Below are 15,838 nucleotides of genomic sequence, written 5' to 3'. Positions count from 1 at the left end.
TATTGTTTCTATTTTACGGTGCATTTATGTTCGGCTTTCTCCGCTATGGTCTTCTTTTCATTATTTCTATGGCGTTTTCCGCCGCCGCCTGGTCAGAAGACGTTTTACGCATTGGCTATCAGAAATCCGCCACTACGCTGGTGTTGCTAAAGGGAGACGGCGCGCTGGAAAAACGACTGCGTCCGCAAGGGGTCACGGTAAAGTGGACGGAGTTCCCCGGCGGCCCGCAATTGCTTGAAGGATTAAATGTCGGCTCCATCGATTTTGGCTTTACCGGCGAAACGCCGCCGGTATTTGCCCAGGCCGCCGGAGCCAGTCTGGTTTATGTCGCCAATGAACCGGCGTCCCCAACGGCGGAAGCGATTCTGGTGCCCGAAAACTCCGCGCTGCGCTCGGTGGCGGATTTGAAAGGAAAGAAAGTGGCGTTAAATAAGGGGTCTAACGTTCACTATTTATTGGTGCGGGCGTTATACGAAGCCGGGTTGAAATACGGCGATATTACTCCGGTGTATTTACCGCCGGCGGATGCCCGCGCGGCATTTGAAAACGGCAGCGTCGATGCCTGGGTCATCTGGGATCCTTTCAGCGCCGCCGCGGAAAAACAGATCCATGCCCGCGTGCTGCGGGACGGCCGCGGCATCGTCGATAATTATCAGTTTTATCTGGCTACCCGCGATTTCGCGGCGAAACACCCGCAGGTCATCACCGCGCTGATCGAAGAGATACGTCTCATCGGCAAGAAAGCCACCGAGGATCCGCAGGCGGTCACCCGGCAGGTGGCGCCGCTGCTGGGGTTGCCAGAGGATATTACCCTGGTTGCCGTCGAGCGGCAGGGCTATGACGCGCAGTTTATTTCGCCGGAGGTGATAGCCGGCCAGCAGCGTATCGCCGATACCTTCACAGACTTAAAGCTCATTCCGCAAAAGCTGGATATCAAGCAGGCGGTGTGGGCTCAGCCTCAGTAATCCATCACTTACTACTCCGTCAACGCGTTTTATCAGGAGAGGAATTCGATGAATATCATAGTTAAACAGACGCTGACGCGGTTGATCCCCTGGCTGATACCGACGCTGCTGATTATCGCCTGGCAAGGGGCGGTGACGGCCGGTTGGCTGTCCACCCGAATACTGCCGGCGCCGGGCGCGGTGCTTAAGGCGGGTTGGACGCTGGCCTACAGCGGCGAACTATGGCAACACCTGGCGATCAGCAGTTGGCGGGCGGCGGTTGGCTTCGGCATCGGCGGAAGCATCGGTTTATTGCTGGGATTGATTACCGGGCTATCGCGCTTCGGCGCGCTGCTGATCGATAGTACGGTGCAGATGGTGCGCAACGTTCCGCATCTGGCGTTGATCCCGCTGGTTATTCTGTGGTTCGGGATTGATGAATCAGCCAAGATTTTCCTGGTGGCGCTGGGCACCTTCTTTCCTATCTATCTGAATACCTACCACGGGGTGCGTCATGTCGATGCCGGGCTGGTGGAAATGGCGCGTAATTACGGGCTATCCGGCTTTGCGCTGTTTCGCCAGGTTATTCTTCCCGGCGCGTTGCCTTCCATTTTGGTCGGCGTGCGTTTTGCGCTTGGCCTGATGTGGCTGACGCTGATTGTGGCGGAAACCATTTCCGCCAGCGCCGGCATCGGCTATTTGGCGATGAATGCCCGTGAATTTCTGCAAACCGATGTCGTGGTGATGGCCATTATCCTGTATGCCGTGCTTGGCAAACTGGCGGATATCGCCGCCCGTCTGCTGGAGCGAAGCTGGCTGCGTTGGCATCCTTCCTATCAATCAACCGGAGGTGAGGCATGAGCGCCCGTATCTATTCCGTTAATCAGGGAATTTCGCTGGCCACACAGCGGCTTGATAAGCATTTTAATCAGCGTTCGGTATTGCATAGCCTGGATTTGCAGATCCCCGCCGGGCAGTTTGTCGCGGTGGTCGGACGCAGCGGCTGCGGCAAAAGCACCCTGCTGCGTTTGTTCGCCGGTCTGGAAAAGCCCAACGCCGGGCAACTGCTGTCGGGGAATCAGCCGTTGCATCAATTTCGTCAGGATATCCGGCTGATGTTTCAGGATGCCAGACTGCTTCCCTGGAAGAAAGTGATTGAAAATGTGGGCATCGGCCTGACGGGGGACTGGAAAGCCAAAGCGCGGGAGGCGCTGGAAGAGGTGGGGCTTGCCGGGCGGGAAAACGACTGGCCGGCGGCGTTATCCGGCGGGCAAAAACAGCGCGTGGCGTTAGCCCGCGCGCTGATCCATCGCCCGCGTCTGCTGCTGCTTGATGAACCGCTTGGCGCATTGGATGCGCTGACCCGCATTGAAATGCAGCAGCTTATCGAACGTTTATGGCTGGAGCTGGGTTTTACCGTCTTGCTGGTGACGCACGATGTCAGCGAGGCGGTCGGTATCGCCGATCGGGTGATTCTGATCGAGCAGGGAACCATCGGCCTGGATTTGACTATCGATCTGCCGCGGCCGCGAAAGCGGGGATCGCCCCGCCTGGCGGCGCTGGAGCAGGAAGTGCTGGAACATATTTTTAACCGCCATGAGGCGCGTTCCGGGGAGATTGCGGAGATAGGCCGCCAACAGGTTAACGAATAAGCGCATCGGCGGCTGCGCGTAGAACGGGGAGCGAGCAATGAGTCAGGATGCACCGGTATTGAGTCCGCAGGAATCGCGTATTTTGCAAGCCAACGCGGCTCCGCAGGTCAGGCAACAGCGCAGAACAGATAAGATATTGGCCGACATTCAGCAGGGGAAACCCGGCATTGACGTTGAGCGCGCCCGCTATTTCACCGAGTCGATGCGCGCAACGGAAGGGCAGTTATTGATCCTGCGCTGGGCGAAGGCGATGTATCACATTGCGCGCAACATCACGGTTTATATCGACGATGAGCAGTTAATCGTCGGCCGGGCCGGTAAGCCGGGGCGTTACGGCATTTTGTATCCCGAACTGGACGGCGATTTTCTTGATGCGGCCATCAGCCAGCTTCCTTCCCGGCTGGAGTCGCCGTTTACTATTGATGAACGGGACAGCGCGATTATTCGTGAGGAAATTTCCCCCTACTGGCAAGGCAAAACCTATCATGAGAGCCTGTCCCAGGCATTGCCGGAAGAGACGTTGCGTCTGACTTATGATCCCAAAGACCGGCAGACTTCCCGCTTTATCGTCAATGAAACCTCCTCTTTCCGCTCTTCCATTCAATGGGTGCATGATTATGAAAAGGTGTTGCAGCGTGGGTTTAAAGGCATCCGCCAGGACGCCGAGCAGCGGCTGGCGCAGTTGGACCCGTTTAATCCGGTTGATAACGTGGAGAAAGCGCCGTTCTTACAGGCGATTATCATCGCCGCCGATGCGATCGTGCTGTGGGCGAAGCGTCACGCGCGGCTTGCCGGAGAGCTGGCGGAGAAAGAAAGCAATCCCCGGCGGCGGCAGGAACTGCTGGAGATAGCCGAGCGCTGCGAGCGAGTGCCGGAACATCCGGCGCGGGACTTCCGTGACGCCCTTCAGGCGCAGTGGTTTACCCAGCTCTTTTCCCGCCTGGAGCAGAAAACCGGCACCATTATTTCCAATGGCCGGATGGACCAGTACCTTTTCCCTTATTATCAGCGGGATATCGAACGGGGCGTCTTGAATGACCAACAGGCGCTGGAGTGGTTATCCTGCGTGTGGGTCGCCATGGCGCAGTTTGTCGATCTCTATATATCCCCGACCGGCGGCGCGTTTAACGAAGGCTATGCGCACTGGGAAGCGGTGACCATCGGCGGGCAGACGCCGGACGGTATGGATGCCACCAACGCGTTGTCGCACCTGTTTTTACGCTCCAAACGCGAGTTTCCGTTGCATTATCCCGATTTGGCCGCGCGTATTCACAACCGCACGCCCGCGCGTTTTCTTCACGATATCGCGGAGACGATTAAAGAGGGAACCGGCTTCCCTAAACTGATTAATGATGAAGAAGTCGTTCCCTTGCTGCTATCCAAAGGCGCCGAATTTCCCCAGGCCTATGACTATGCGGTTTCCGGCTGCGCCGAGTGCCGGATGCCGAACCGCGATACCTATACCAGCCCCTGCGCCTATATCAATTTCCCGGCGGCGCTGGAAATGACGCTCTATAACGGGCGGATGAAACGCTACGGTTCAGAACGGCTCGGCCTGGAAACCGGCGATGCGCTGAATTTCGCCTCATGGGAGGATTTTTGGCAGGCCTATATCAGGCAGCATCTTAATTTTCTGCGCCACGCCTTTATCCAGCAAAAGATCATCATCGATTTACGGGCCAGGCATTTTGCCTGGCCGCTGGGCTCGGCCTTGCATGATTTAGCCATGACGGCCTGCAAAGATATCCATCAGCCGGCGATCGAAGGCGGGATTGATTTAGGCTACTTCGAATTTATGGGCTACGGCACGGTGATTGATTCGCTGGCGGCGATCAAAAAACTGGTTTACGAAGAGCGGCGCGTTTCAATGTCTCAACTGCTGGAGGCATTGGAAAACAATTTTGAGCATCATCAGGTGCTGCGCGCCCTGCTGATGAATGCCCCTAAATACGGCAACAACGATCCCTATGCCGATGACATCGGCAAAGCGCTGGATAAAGCGTGCCTGGAATTCACCCGCAACTATTCGCGCACGCTTGGCGTGCATCTTGATCTTCGGCTGGTGCCTTTCACTTCCCACGTGCCGTTCGGCAAAGTGGTGCATGCCACGCCAAACGGCCGTAAGGCCTGGATGCCGCTGTCCGATGGTTCATCGGCCTCTCAGGGATGCGATAGCAAAGGGCCGACGGCGGTGCTGCTGTCGAATTATCAGACCAAGAACTACCAGTTCCGCGAACGGGCGGCGCGATTGCTGAATATTAAATTCACGCCGTCGATTGTCGCGGGGGAGACGGGAACGCGCAAACTGTGCGATTTGATCCGAGCCTGGTGCGATCTGAAATTGTGGCATGTGCAGTTTAACGTCATTAACCGCGAAACCCTGCTGGCGGCCAAGGCCGATCCTGAGCGTTACCGCGGGCTGATTGTGCGCATCGCCGGTTACAGCGCCTATTTCACCGATTTGTCGCCGGATTTGCAGGATGACCTGATCGCCCGCACCGGGCACGAAATGTTTTAGACCGATGTCGTTATTAACGAATGCTCTGCTGCCGACCGTTAGTTACGGCCTGCGGTTACGGTAAACCCGCCATGTCGCTTTGCGCCGAACAGCCTACCGGCTGGGTATTTAATACTCAGCGTTACTCTCTGCATGACGGGGAGGGGATCCGCACGGTGGTGTTTTTGAAAGGCTGCCCGCTGCGCTGCGCGTGGTGCAGTAACCCCGAATCCCAGACGGGCACGCCGGAAATCGCCGTTGATGTCGGCAAATGTCTGGGCGGCGCGATCTGCGGGCTGTGCGCGCCCCAATGCCGGACGGCGGCGCTAGGCTACGCGCCGTCGGGAGAGATAAGCATTGACCGCAGCCGTTGCGCTCACTGTTTGCAATGCGTCGCCAGTTGCCCTACGCGGGCTTTGCATCATTTTGGCGAACGGATGACGGTGGCGCAGGTGCTGGATATCGTGGAGTCCGACGCGGTTTTTTATCGCCGCTCCGGCGGCGGGTTGACGCTGAGCGGCGGCGAACCCTTGATGCAAGGGGCGTTTGCGCTGGCGCTGTTGCAGGAAGCAAAGCGAAGAAATATCGATACGCTGCTGGAAACCTGCGGCGACGGCAACTGGCCGGTTCTGCGCGAGATCGCCGGCTACGCCGATGCGGTTTACTTTGATGTTAAGAGCCTGAACGACGCACGGCACCGCCGGTTTACCCAACGCGGCAATCGCCGCATTCTGACCAATTTATTGCGTCTGCGTCGTGCGTTTCCCGATTTGCCCATTCATGTCCGCACGCCGCTGATCCCAGGGTTTAACGCCGCGTGGGATGACATTAACCCGATTATCGACTTTATCCTTCCGCTGGCGCGGGTCAGCTATGAAATTTTGCCCTACCACCGTTTAGGCAGCGACAAATACCGTCTGCTGGGGCGGGACTATTTCCCGGCGGAGCGGCGGCTGCCGCCCCAACTAGCGAACGACATCATCCGCCGGGCGAAGGCGCGATGCGGTACGCGTTATGGGGTATCAGGCGGGTAGCGATGGGCCTCTTCGCCGCGAAAGGGCGGCCCCGTCAGCTCTCTTGCATTTGTGTAAAGCCGTCGCCGCGTAGAGCGATGATAAATTAACTACCCCCTCCCGGCCTCCCCCTTGTCAGGGGAGGAGAGGATGCCGGTTTTCTCCCTCCCCGGTGAAGGGGGAAGATAGCCGATTAAAAGCGCCGGTTTTCGCCCTCCCCGGTGAAGGGGAGAAGATAGCCGATTAAAAGCGCCGGTTTTCGCCCTCCCCTGTGAAGGGGAGGGCGGGGTGGGGTTGGAGTCTGAAGGTTTGTCAGTAGTCTTCACCCCGCCATAGCGGGCGGTGGAGCGCCGCTTTAAAAGGTCTCCCAGTTGCTTTCGCCGCCGGAGGATTTGGGCCGGGGGAGCGCGACGTTGGTTTTATGCGCCAGCCGCGCCGCGCTTTCCGTTTTACGCCTTTCGGTGGCCGGATGAACGTCGGCCTGCTGCGTAGCGGACAGACGAAAAGCGGCAACGGCCTGGTTCAGCGCGCGCGCCTGTTCTTCCAGCGCGATGGCGGCGGTGGCCGACTCTTCCACCAGCGCGGCGTTCTGCTGGGTTACGCTGTCCATCTCGCTCACCGCCACGCCTACCTGTGCTATGCCCTTGCTTTGCTCGTCGGAAGCGGAGGCGATTTCGCCCATAATATCGGTCACGCGCGTCACGCCGGAGACGATCTCCTCCATGGTCGCCCCGGCATTTTCCACCAGCGAAGAACCTTCGTTGACGCGGCTGACGGAGTCGTCAATCAGGGCGGTGATCTCTTTGGCCGCCTGCGCGCTGCGTTGCGCCAGATTGCGCACTTCGCCCGCCACTACGGCGAAGCCCCGGCCCTGTTCTCCGGCGCGCGCGGCTTCCACCGCCGCGTTCAGCGCCAGAATGTTGGTCTGAAACGCGATACCGTCTATCACGCTGATAATATCGGCGATTTTCTGTGAACTGTCGGTGATGTTGCGCATGGTCAACACCACGTTATTCACCACTTCGCCGCCTTTCTGCGCGCTTTCCGATGCGCTCAGCGCCAACTGGCTGGCCTGGCGGGCGTTTTCCGCGTTCTGTTTCACCGTGGCGGTCAATTGTTCCATGCTGGCCGCCGTTTCTTCCAGCGCCGATGCCTGCTGCTCGGTACGGGAAGAGAGATCGTTGTTGCCCGCGCTGATTTCCGTGGCGCCGGTCAGGATGGATTCCGCGCCGCTGCGCACTCCGCTCACCAGCCTGACCAGTTCATCCTGCATGTGGCGCAGGTTATCCGCCAGAACGCCCATCTCATTCTTGCCGCGCACGTTCAGCGTGTAGGACAGGTTGCCGGTGGCGATATGGCGGATATAGCCAATAATGTCGGCCAACGGGCGGATCAGCAGGCGCTTGCTGCCGAACCACGCCAGTAGCGACAGCAGCGTGATCAGCGCGATCGCCGCCCCCATCGTCCACAGCGATAGCCGATAGTTGCGGTCGTTTTGATCGTCTATCTGTTGATAGATCCGCGTAATGTCGTTCTGGTAAGTTTGGTAGGCTTTTTCAAGGTTGTTTTGGAAGCCCTGGGTCGGCTGATCGAGAAATTTTTGGATTTCGTTGGTTGAGAGGAATTGAATCAGTTCGATAAGCGCATCGTGGTAGGCAAGATAGTGTTTTTTTACCTCGCTGGCCAGTATGGGATCCCGCTTGATGCCGCTGGCCGTTTTTTCATAGCGGAGAAAACGTTGGTTGGCGTCATTCAGCGAGGTTTTCGCCGAGGCGAGCAGGCCGCTGGAGTCCGCCCTGGCTCCCTGACCATTGAGTTCCAGCACCGCTCGTGTGCCCGCCCGGTTCAAGGTAATGCGGGTTTGCAGCAGTAACGACCAGGCGGCGTCCAATTCCGATTTTTGCTGATTAACCAACTGCGCGGTGCTAAAAGATTCTTTACTGTTGGTTAGAGCGTTAAAGAACAACCCGCCGGAAACTAATTGCGATAGGTAGAATAGCGACAGCACCGCAATCAATCCAGTAACTACTTTTATACGATTAAACATTTTTTTTCCTTTAAAAAATAACCATATGAAGCGTACGACACATAGTTATCGTCGGCGTCCCCGATAAACTTTATGTTATGTAAATATAAATACTTATGTATGGTTATTTTAGAATACTGGCGATTGTGGCCGGCATCCGGCGCAGGCCGTTCAAGCGCCGACTTTCCGCTTCCGCCAGCCATAACGGCCGTTCTTTTTCTTATAAGAAGATGGCTAATGGGATATCTATTATGGTTGAGATGATGGGAATATATATTTCCTTCCCTTGTCGGCTTTTATATCCGCAGCAAGATTGCATCATGTTTCGCTAAAAATATAGCGCCGCCAAAATATGACGCCGATCAATTTATTATCACTATACGTTTGCGTCACAAAATATCATGGCCGCCGGGTATTATAAATGACTTGTTGTTATCTAAAGTTTTTTTCCTTGTTTTAAAATAAATAATTAATTTCCTCATTACGTCATGAAGGATTGTTATTTATGTTTTGGGGCATGTTTCTGCATAGTCATTACGTTTTCCCAAATGGGCTAATAATAAATTCGGCGCAATCGCCGGATGCGATTAAATAAATATAACCAAGGGGGTGATTTTATGGCGGATGCTATTCATTTTGATCAGCTTTCGTTGGATCAGGCGATTGAAAGCGCCGAAACTCGCGGGATCATTATTCTTCCGGTGGCGACGACCGAAGCGCATGGAACCCATTTACCGTTGGGAACGGATACGTTTACCGCCGAATGGATTGCGGCGGAGTTAAGCCGCAAAACGGGCCTGCCGGCGCTACTGCCGACGCCGATAAGGGCCGGCGCCTCGCCGACGTTCCATTACGACGTCAATGGCGATCCGATCCCAGGAACGCTGGCCATCGGCCACGCGACCATGCATGCGTTGATTAAGGATATCGTGCGCGGACTGTGGGCCACCGGGTTTCGTAAAGTTATTATTATTCAAGGGCATGGACAAGAACCAAATTTTCAGGTCATCGCCCATGAGGTCGCAACCGAACTGCGCAGAGAAGGCAAGCCGATCTTCATTGGCGGCGCCACCTATTGGGAACTGGCGGCGCAAACGCTGCGCGAAGAGCTGAATACGCCCTTTTACCATGCCGGCGAAGAAGAAACGAGCAACATCCTATTCGTCCGGCCCGATCTGGTGAAGCTGGATACCGTCAAAGGCCATGAATTAAAACCGCTTCTTGAGCGTAATCTGCTAAAACGTTCCGTCACCCATGATGAAACAGAAACGTTTGGCGTGATGGATATCGCTACATGGATTCCCATTCCCGACGCCGGCCATAAAAGCCTCGGCGGGCTGGGAAGAACCGAAGATATCCTGACCGCCAGCGCGGAAAAAGGGCGGAAGATATTGAGCAAAGCGGCGGATAGATATCTGGCGCTGATTCGGGATTTGGAAACCCATTATGCGCCCGCGGAAGTACCGGGCGTCGATGTTAAAGTCCGTCCTGAAGAACCGCGCTTTAACGTCGATTATTAACTGAAAAACAGTTATTCAGAATCTGAACGGCGCTATTTCACAATGAAGTTTCACTATGAAAAATAGGGTAGAGCAGCAGCAGCGACGGGTTAGTATTTTTATTGCTAATTATTCCCGCCAGTCAGCAATGGCTGATGCGGGATAATCAATTAAAATTAAATTAAGTTGCGTTAATCGCAATTAAAAATATGACATTGATCAATTTATACAACGGAACAGAGAGTTTATTTCTTAAACGCCGTCAGCCGCCGGAGCAGGATAGCGCTGAATAACCTTTTATATTTTATGATTTTTTATTTTGGAGAAACCAAGAAATTCGGATAAGAAAATAGCGTTAACCCGCGTAGCTAAAAAATATAATATTTTTTAACAAGAGAGTAACTAAGGTATTTAATCCTGCTTTCCATATAATGATATCCGATTATTTGATTTATTTTTGTCGGCCTTTGTTGGTAGCGTTTTTATTGACGGTATTATTTCAAGTTTGCACTCAGTAATTGGGTGTGGGTTTAATTTATGTGGGAAATAATCAGATGATTTCAGGAAAGTATTCCAGATATTTATATTTGATGCTGGCTTTATTGGCGGGCGCTATTTTTATGCATTCTCATTCAGCGCAGGCGCAGACGATTGTATTCGGCGTGGCTCCCGGCCCATATAGCGACATGATTAAATTCGCCATCAAGCCAGGACTTGAGCAGAAAGGTCATCAAGTCAAGATCACGGAATTCAGCGATTATGTGCAGCCAAATTTGGCGCTGGCGAATGGCAGTATTGACGTCAATTTATTTCAGCACCTTCCTTACCTGAAGAAATTTTCCGCCGACAAGGGATTGAAACTGTCGCCGTTAATTAATGTTCCCACCGCCGGGTTAGGGCTTTATTCCAAGGAAATTAAAAGCCTGGATGAACTTAAGCAAGGCGATGTTGTGACGCTGTCGAACGATCCGACCAATCTGGCGCGCGGCATTCGTTTTCTGGCCAGTCTGGGGCTCGTCACTCTGAAAGGGAATATCGATGCGACGAAAGCCACGGAAAGAGATATCGGCGGCAATCCGCGGGGGCTGGTATTCAAACCGCTAGAGGCGGCGCAACTGCCAAGAACGCTGGATAGCTCCGCCGCTTCGCTGGTGAACGGCAACTTCGCCATCGCTTCGGGTCTCAAGCTCTCGGACGCCATCGCGCTGGAAACGCTTGATGAAGAGCTCAAGAACGTGGTGGCGGTGCGCAGCGACGATGTGAACAAGCCGTTCGTCGCCGATATTCACGCGGTTATCGAATCTCCTGAGTTCGCTGCGGTGATACAGGATCCTCAATACATCTTTCGCGACTTCCAAAAACCGCTCTGGCTACAAGAGAAGTTAGCGCAGAAATAAGGGCATGTCATGACTAGCACAACAGCTTATCGGCGTTATTGGGATGAGGTGGAGATACTGCCCCGTCAGGATCTTGAGGCGCTGCAACTGCAACGGTTAAAAAACACGCTCACTCATGCTTACGCGCACTCCCTTTACTACCGGGAAGCGTTTGAGCGGGCGGGGGTACATCCCGAAGATTTACGCCGGCTTGACGATCTGCGCCGTTACCCCTTTATCGATAAGCGGATTGAACGGGAGAGGCAGGATGCCGCGCCCTTGCTGGGCGATATTCTGGCCATACCTGAAGAGCAGGTGGTATTCGTCTCCGCGTCGTCAGGCAGTACCGGCTCGCCGACGCTGAGCCCTTTCAGCGCGGACGATTTTGAACGCTATCAGGATATTCAGGCCCGGCTTTTCTGGGCCATCGGCATGCGTCCCGACGATCGCTATGTGCACGCGCTCAATTTCACGCTTTTCGTCGGCGGGCCGGATGTTATCGGCGCTCAAAAGCTGGGAGCGCTCTGCTTTTGGGCCGGCACTATCCCATCCGATCGTCTGCTGTATATCATGAAAACCTTCCGGCCCACCATAACCTGGACCACGCCGTCTTATGCCTGGCATCTGGGGGAAACGGCGATTGATCAGGGGATCGATCCGCGCCGGGATCTGGCGCTTAAGCGTATTATCGTATGCGGCGAGCCTGGCGGCTCGATCCCGGAAACCCGGCGGGCCATTGAAGCGCGCTGGGGCGTTCAGGTTTATGATTTTTATGGCATCTCCGATATTTACGGCGCCTGCGCCGGCTCCTGTGAAGAGAAGAACGGTCTGCATCTGGCGGAGGACGATATTCTGCTGGAAGTGCTGGACCCGGTAACCGATGAGCCGGTGCCGGACGGCCAACCGGGGGAAATGGTGCTGACCACGCTGACCAAACGGGCGCGTCCGATGATCCGTTTTCGCACCGGGGATATTATCATCGCCGACCATTCGCCCTGCGCCTGCGGCCGCACCCATGTGCGCATCACGGTCACCGGGCGCAAAGACGATATGTTTATCGTCTCCGGCGTGAATGTCTTTCCTGGCGATCTGGAGGCGATAGTGCGCGCTACGCCGGAACTCAATGGCGAATACCGCATCACGCTGTATGAAGAAGAGCGCCTGACGCGTTTTGATCTCGAAGTCGAACGTAACGGCAATGTGGGCGAAGAGGATGGCCTGCTGGAAGCGCGTCTGCATCAGGAGATTAAAGCCCGGCTTGGCGTTCGTCCCAAACGGGTGCTGCTGCTGGCGCCGGAAACTCTTCCCCGCCACACCCATAAAGCGAAACGCGTTATCGATACTCGTAGCGCCTGCGCGCTCTAGATCTCACCGATAAAACACCATAAGAGGCGTAGCATCAATATGCTTGATATTCTTTGGCTGGGGCGGGGAGGCCAGGGCGCTTTTACCGCGGCCCGACTGCTGGGGCTGGGAGCGGTCCGTTTTGCCGATCTTGAGGCGATGGCCTTTCCCTCTTTCGGCCCTGAACGCCGGGGCGCGCCGGTCTATGCCTACACCCGGCTATCCCATTCGCCCATCCGCGACCGCAGTCCGGCGCGTCAGGCCCAGATCGCGGTGGTGATGGACGACACATTATTGCCGCAGCTACGCGCCGAACAGCTTGCCGCCGGATCGTTGATTCTGATTGACGGCAAGCATGAGCAGCGTTTTCAGCCACGGCCTTATGGGCTGGAATGGCGCGTTCCGGCGAGCGCGCTTGCCGAGCGCCATCTGGGGAGCCGGCATATCAACACCGTGCTGCTCGGCATACTCAACGGGCTGCTCTCCTTGCTTCCGTCTTCCGCGCTGGAAAACGCCGTTATTTCCGAGTTCGCCCCCCACTGGCGTTCTCCCGCGCCGTTGCCGGAGCGGGTCCGCCGCAACCTGGCGGCGTTTGACGCCGCCGAGCGGTTTGGCCGCACGGAGAAAGATATCGCGAGGCCGCTGGCCGAGTGGCTGGCCGCCCATCATCGGACGGCGGCGCTTCAGGAGACGGCGCATGCGTGATTCTACCGGAAGACGGGGAGACGGCGCATTGCCGGATGAGGCCGCTTGCGAACGTCCCCGCCGCGCCCGCAAAGGCGGAGTCAGTCAGGATCCGCGGCCCGTGACGTTGCAGGGCCCCTGCCGGCTGCGGGTTCATCAAAAGCCCGGCTTACAGCAATGGCCCGCGTCGCCGCAGCTTACTTCGGGTTATCTGGCGGCGGAAAACAGCGGCTGGCGCACCTTGCGGCCGAAAATCGAAGACAGCGCCTGTATTTGCTGCAACCTGTGCGTGCTGCTCTGCCCGGACGGCGCGCTGGCGAATACCCGAGACAACTATCCGCGGTTACTGGCCGAGTGGTGCAAGGGCTGCGGCATCTGCGCGCGGGAATGCCCCAAGGACGCCATCGTCATGGCGAGCGAGTTCGAACCGCTATCGGCGGAGGCGCAACATCATGAGTAACGCACGGCGCCATGCCGGCAAGGGAGAACAGCGATGAGCAAACCTTTAACGGCCGACCCGCATGCGCATGAGCGCCACGATGGCGAACGTCTGTTCCTGTCTGGCGATGAAGCCGTCGCTTATGGCGTGCGCTTGTGCCGGCCCGCGGTGATCGCCGCTTATCCCATCACGCCGCAAACGGTGGTGGTGGAGCGCCTGGCGGAAATGGTGGAGGAGGGAGAGCTTGACGCCGAATTTGTCCATGTGGAGTCGGAACATTCGGCGCTGTCGCTGGTGATGGGCAGCGCCGCGATGGGCGTGCGCACCTTTACCGCCACCTCATCGCAGGGGCTGCTGTATATGGCCGAGTGTTTGCCGTACAGCGCGGGAGGACGCTTCCCGCTGGTGATGATGAATGCCAACCGGGCGCTGGCGCTGCCGTGGAATATCTATGGCGATCAAAGCGACTCCCTTTCCCAGCTTTCCAGCGGCTGGATCCAGGTTTACGCCGAAACGGCGCAGGAAAGTCTGGATCTGGTTATTCAAGCCTATGCGTTGGCCGAGCATCCTGCCGTTCGTACGCCGGTGATGATTAATCTGGATGGCTTTGTCCTGACGCATACCTACGAGCCGGTGCGATTGCCCGCTCAGGCGCTGGTCGATGCCTTCCTACCGGCGCGTTTTTTTGCCGACGGCGCGCCGGGAACCTTCAGCCTTGGCGATCCGCAAAGCCTGGCGATTACCGCCGGGCCGGGGGAATATACCGAATTCAAGTATCTGCAACATCAGGCGATGCGCGGCGCGTTGAGCGAAATCGCCGCCATCAGCCGGCGGTTTCAATCCCATTTCGGCCGCGGCGAGGAGGGGCTGACGGATGGCGTTATTGAGCGTTACCGGCTTGATGACGCCGAGCGGATCATCATTACGCTCGGCAGCGTCGCCGGTACGGTGCGCAGCGCCGTCGATACGCTGCGCGCGCGGGGAGAAGCGGTCGGGCTGCTGCGTTTACGTTATCTGCGGCCTTTCCCGCAGGCGGCGTTGCTCTACGCGCTGTTTGGCCGGCATCGAACCCGGACGGCGCAGGCTATCGCCGTGCTGGAGAAAGACATCTCTTTCGGTCAGCAGGGCGCGGTGGCGGTGGAGGTCAAAGCCGCCTTGTTTGACTATGCCAGCGTGACCGGCCGGCGTCTGCCCTATGTGATCAACCAGATCGCCGGTTTGGGGGGGCAGGAGATTGGGCTGGAAGACGTGGTCCGGCTGTATGGCGAATTATTGCGGCCGCCGGTCCGCTCCGCTGAGGCGCCGGATCTGCGCTTTCTCGGCATTGAGCCGCCGTCACCCGGCCAGAACGCGACCGGCGTTTCCTCTGATGAGCAGGAGAGTTCCTATGTCCATATCGATTAAAAACCTGCCGCCGGAGGAGTATTTTGTCGGTCATAAAGCCTGTGCGGGCTGCGGCGGCAGCCTGGTGGTGCGTCTGGCGCTAAAGGTTTTCGGTCCGAAAAGCCATGTGGTGATCCCGGCGGGCTGTATGTCGGCGGTCGGTTTTATCTATCCGCAAATGGCGGTGGGCGTGAATGCGATGATCGCGCCGTTCGCGGCGACCGGGGCAGTGCTCTCAGGGCTGGCGGCGGCATTGCGCGCCAAAGGCATCACCGATATTCCGGTGGTGGGCTTCGCCGGCGACGGCGCCACGGCGGATATTGGTCTGCAATCCCTGTCCGGGGCGTTCGATCGCCAGGAGCGCATTATCTATATTTGCTACGACAACGAAGCCTATATGAACACCGGCATTCAGAAGAGCGGCGCCACCCCCTGGGGGGCGAAAACCACCACGTCGCCGTCCGGTTTCAAGCCTTACCACCTCAACGGCGAAAAACGTCCGGGCGACGTTCTTGACGCCGCGCCGCCGACGGCCCGGCAGGGATGGCGCAGTCATAAAAAAGACCTGTTGCAGATCGCGGCGGCCCATCATGTGCCCTATGCCGCCACCGCCAGCGTGGGGCAGCCGTCCGATCTATTGAAAAAGCTGGAGAAGGCCGCCACCGTCGATGGCCCGGCCTTTCTGCATGTGTTTGCGCCTTGTCCCACCGGCTGGGGGTGCGCCAGCGACAGCACCATCGCGCTGGGCAAAAGCGTGGTGGATACCGGACTTTGGCCGCTGCTGGAATACCAGCAAGGGGCGCTGACCATTAACCGTAATCCTAACCGGTTTGCGCCGCTGGAAAGTTATTTTTCGGAGCAGGGGCGGTTTAAATCGCTGGAGCCCGAGCTGCTGAGCGCGCTGGCCGCCGCCCGCGATGAACGCTGGCGTGAGCTTAGAGCCTGGGCGAACGCGGCGCCGCCGGTGTAGCTGCGCCGCGG

Annotated in this window: 13 protein-coding genes; 12 read left to right on the top strand and 1 reads right to left on the bottom strand. The window is 57.1% G+C overall.

Going from position 1 to position 15,838, the window contains the following annotated elements:
• Nucleotides 1-26 precede the first annotated feature (26 nt).
• From HC231_RS15860 to HC231_RS15840, 5 genes are all read left to right on the top strand, one after another.
• Nucleotides 27-965 carry a sulfonate ABC transporter substrate-binding protein gene (locus HC231_RS15860; protein ID WP_208227696.1) on the top strand — a complete coding sequence of 313 codons (939 nt, stop codon included), beginning with the start codon at nucleotides 27-29 and terminating at the stop codon, nucleotides 963-965.
• Between the two features lie 48 nt (nucleotides 966-1,013).
• Nucleotides 1,014-1,805 (top strand): aliphatic sulfonate ABC transporter permease SsuC, encoded by a 792-nt coding sequence (gene ssuC / locus HC231_RS15855; protein WP_208227694.1) that lies wholly within the window; start codon nucleotides 1,014-1,016, stop codon nucleotides 1,803-1,805.
• A complete protein-coding gene (gene ssuB, locus HC231_RS15850) occupies nucleotides 1,802-2,596 on the top strand; it encodes an aliphatic sulfonates ABC transporter ATP-binding protein (RefSeq protein ID WP_208227693.1) in 795 nt (264 codons plus the stop codon). Before ssuC ends, ssuB begins: the two co-directional genes overlap by 4 nt.
• Before the next feature lie 37 nt (nucleotides 2,597-2,633).
• On the top strand, nucleotides 2,634-5,114 hold the full coding sequence (hpsG, locus tag HC231_RS15845) for a (2S)-3-sulfopropanediol dehydratase (RefSeq protein ID WP_208227691.1): 2,481 nt from the start codon (nucleotides 2,634-2,636) through the stop codon (nucleotides 5,112-5,114).
• A 71-nt stretch (nucleotides 5,115-5,185) separates the two neighbouring features.
• Nucleotides 5,186-6,127: a glycyl-radical enzyme activating protein gene (locus HC231_RS15840; RefSeq protein WP_208227689.1), complete on the top strand. Its 942-nt coding sequence runs from the start codon at nucleotides 5,186-5,188 to the stop codon at nucleotides 6,125-6,127.
• 334 nt (nucleotides 6,128-6,461) lie between these two features.
• Here the strand turns inward: HC231_RS15840 and HC231_RS15835 are convergent, their stop codons facing one another.
• Nucleotides 6,462-8,153, bottom strand: coding sequence for a methyl-accepting chemotaxis protein (locus HC231_RS15835; RefSeq protein WP_208227687.1), 1,692 nt, complete (start codon nucleotides 8,151-8,153; stop codon nucleotides 6,462-6,464).
• A gap of 596 nt (nucleotides 8,154-8,749) precedes the next feature.
• Between HC231_RS15835 and HC231_RS15830 the strand changes: the two genes are divergently transcribed.
• The 7 genes from HC231_RS15830 (at nucleotide 8,750) to HC231_RS15800 (ending at nucleotide 15,827) form a co-directional block, all read left to right on the top strand.
• A complete protein-coding gene (locus HC231_RS15830; protein ID WP_208227685.1) occupies nucleotides 8,750-9,652 on the top strand; it encodes a creatininase family protein in 903 nt (300 codons plus the stop codon).
• A gap of 599 nt (nucleotides 9,653-10,251) precedes the next feature.
• Entirely contained in the window at nucleotides 10,252-11,028 is a 777-nt protein-coding gene (locus HC231_RS15825; RefSeq protein ID WP_246494541.1) for a MetQ/NlpA family ABC transporter substrate-binding protein, read from the top strand.
• Between the two features lie 9 nt (nucleotides 11,029-11,037).
• A complete protein-coding gene (locus HC231_RS15820; protein ID WP_208227681.1) occupies nucleotides 11,038-12,372 on the top strand; it encodes a phenylacetate--CoA ligase family protein in 1,335 nt (444 codons plus the stop codon).
• Between the two features lie 39 nt (nucleotides 12,373-12,411).
• Nucleotides 12,412-13,056 (top strand): 2-oxoacid:acceptor oxidoreductase family protein, encoded by a 645-nt coding sequence (locus HC231_RS15815; RefSeq protein ID WP_208227679.1) that lies wholly within the window; start codon nucleotides 12,412-12,414, stop codon nucleotides 13,054-13,056.
• Nucleotides 13,049-13,495 carry a 4Fe-4S dicluster-binding protein gene (locus tag HC231_RS15810; RefSeq protein WP_208227677.1) on the top strand — a complete coding sequence of 149 codons (447 nt, stop codon included), beginning with the start codon at nucleotides 13,049-13,051 and terminating at the stop codon, nucleotides 13,493-13,495. The genes HC231_RS15815 and HC231_RS15810 overlap by 8 nt, the downstream gene beginning before the upstream one ends.
• A 33-nt stretch (nucleotides 13,496-13,528) precedes the next feature.
• Entirely contained in the window at nucleotides 13,529-14,878 is a 1,350-nt protein-coding gene (gene porA / locus HC231_RS15805) for a pyruvate ferredoxin oxidoreductase (protein WP_208227675.1), read from the top strand.
• On the top strand, nucleotides 14,862-15,827 hold the full coding sequence (locus HC231_RS15800; protein WP_208227673.1) for a thiamine pyrophosphate-dependent enzyme: 966 nt from the start codon (nucleotides 14,862-14,864) through the stop codon (nucleotides 15,825-15,827). Before porA ends, HC231_RS15800 begins: the two co-directional genes overlap by 17 nt.
• The last annotated feature ends 11 nt before the right edge of the window (nucleotides 15,828-15,838 follow it).

Origin of the sequence: Brenneria izadpanahii (genome assembly GCF_017569925.1) — a bacterium.
Classification (GTDB): Bacteria; Pseudomonadota; Gammaproteobacteria; order Enterobacterales; family Enterobacteriaceae; genus Brenneria; species Brenneria izadpanahii.
The sequence above is the reverse complement of the archived record's forward strand: the minus strand, read 5'-3'. Positions and strand labels throughout refer to the sequence as shown.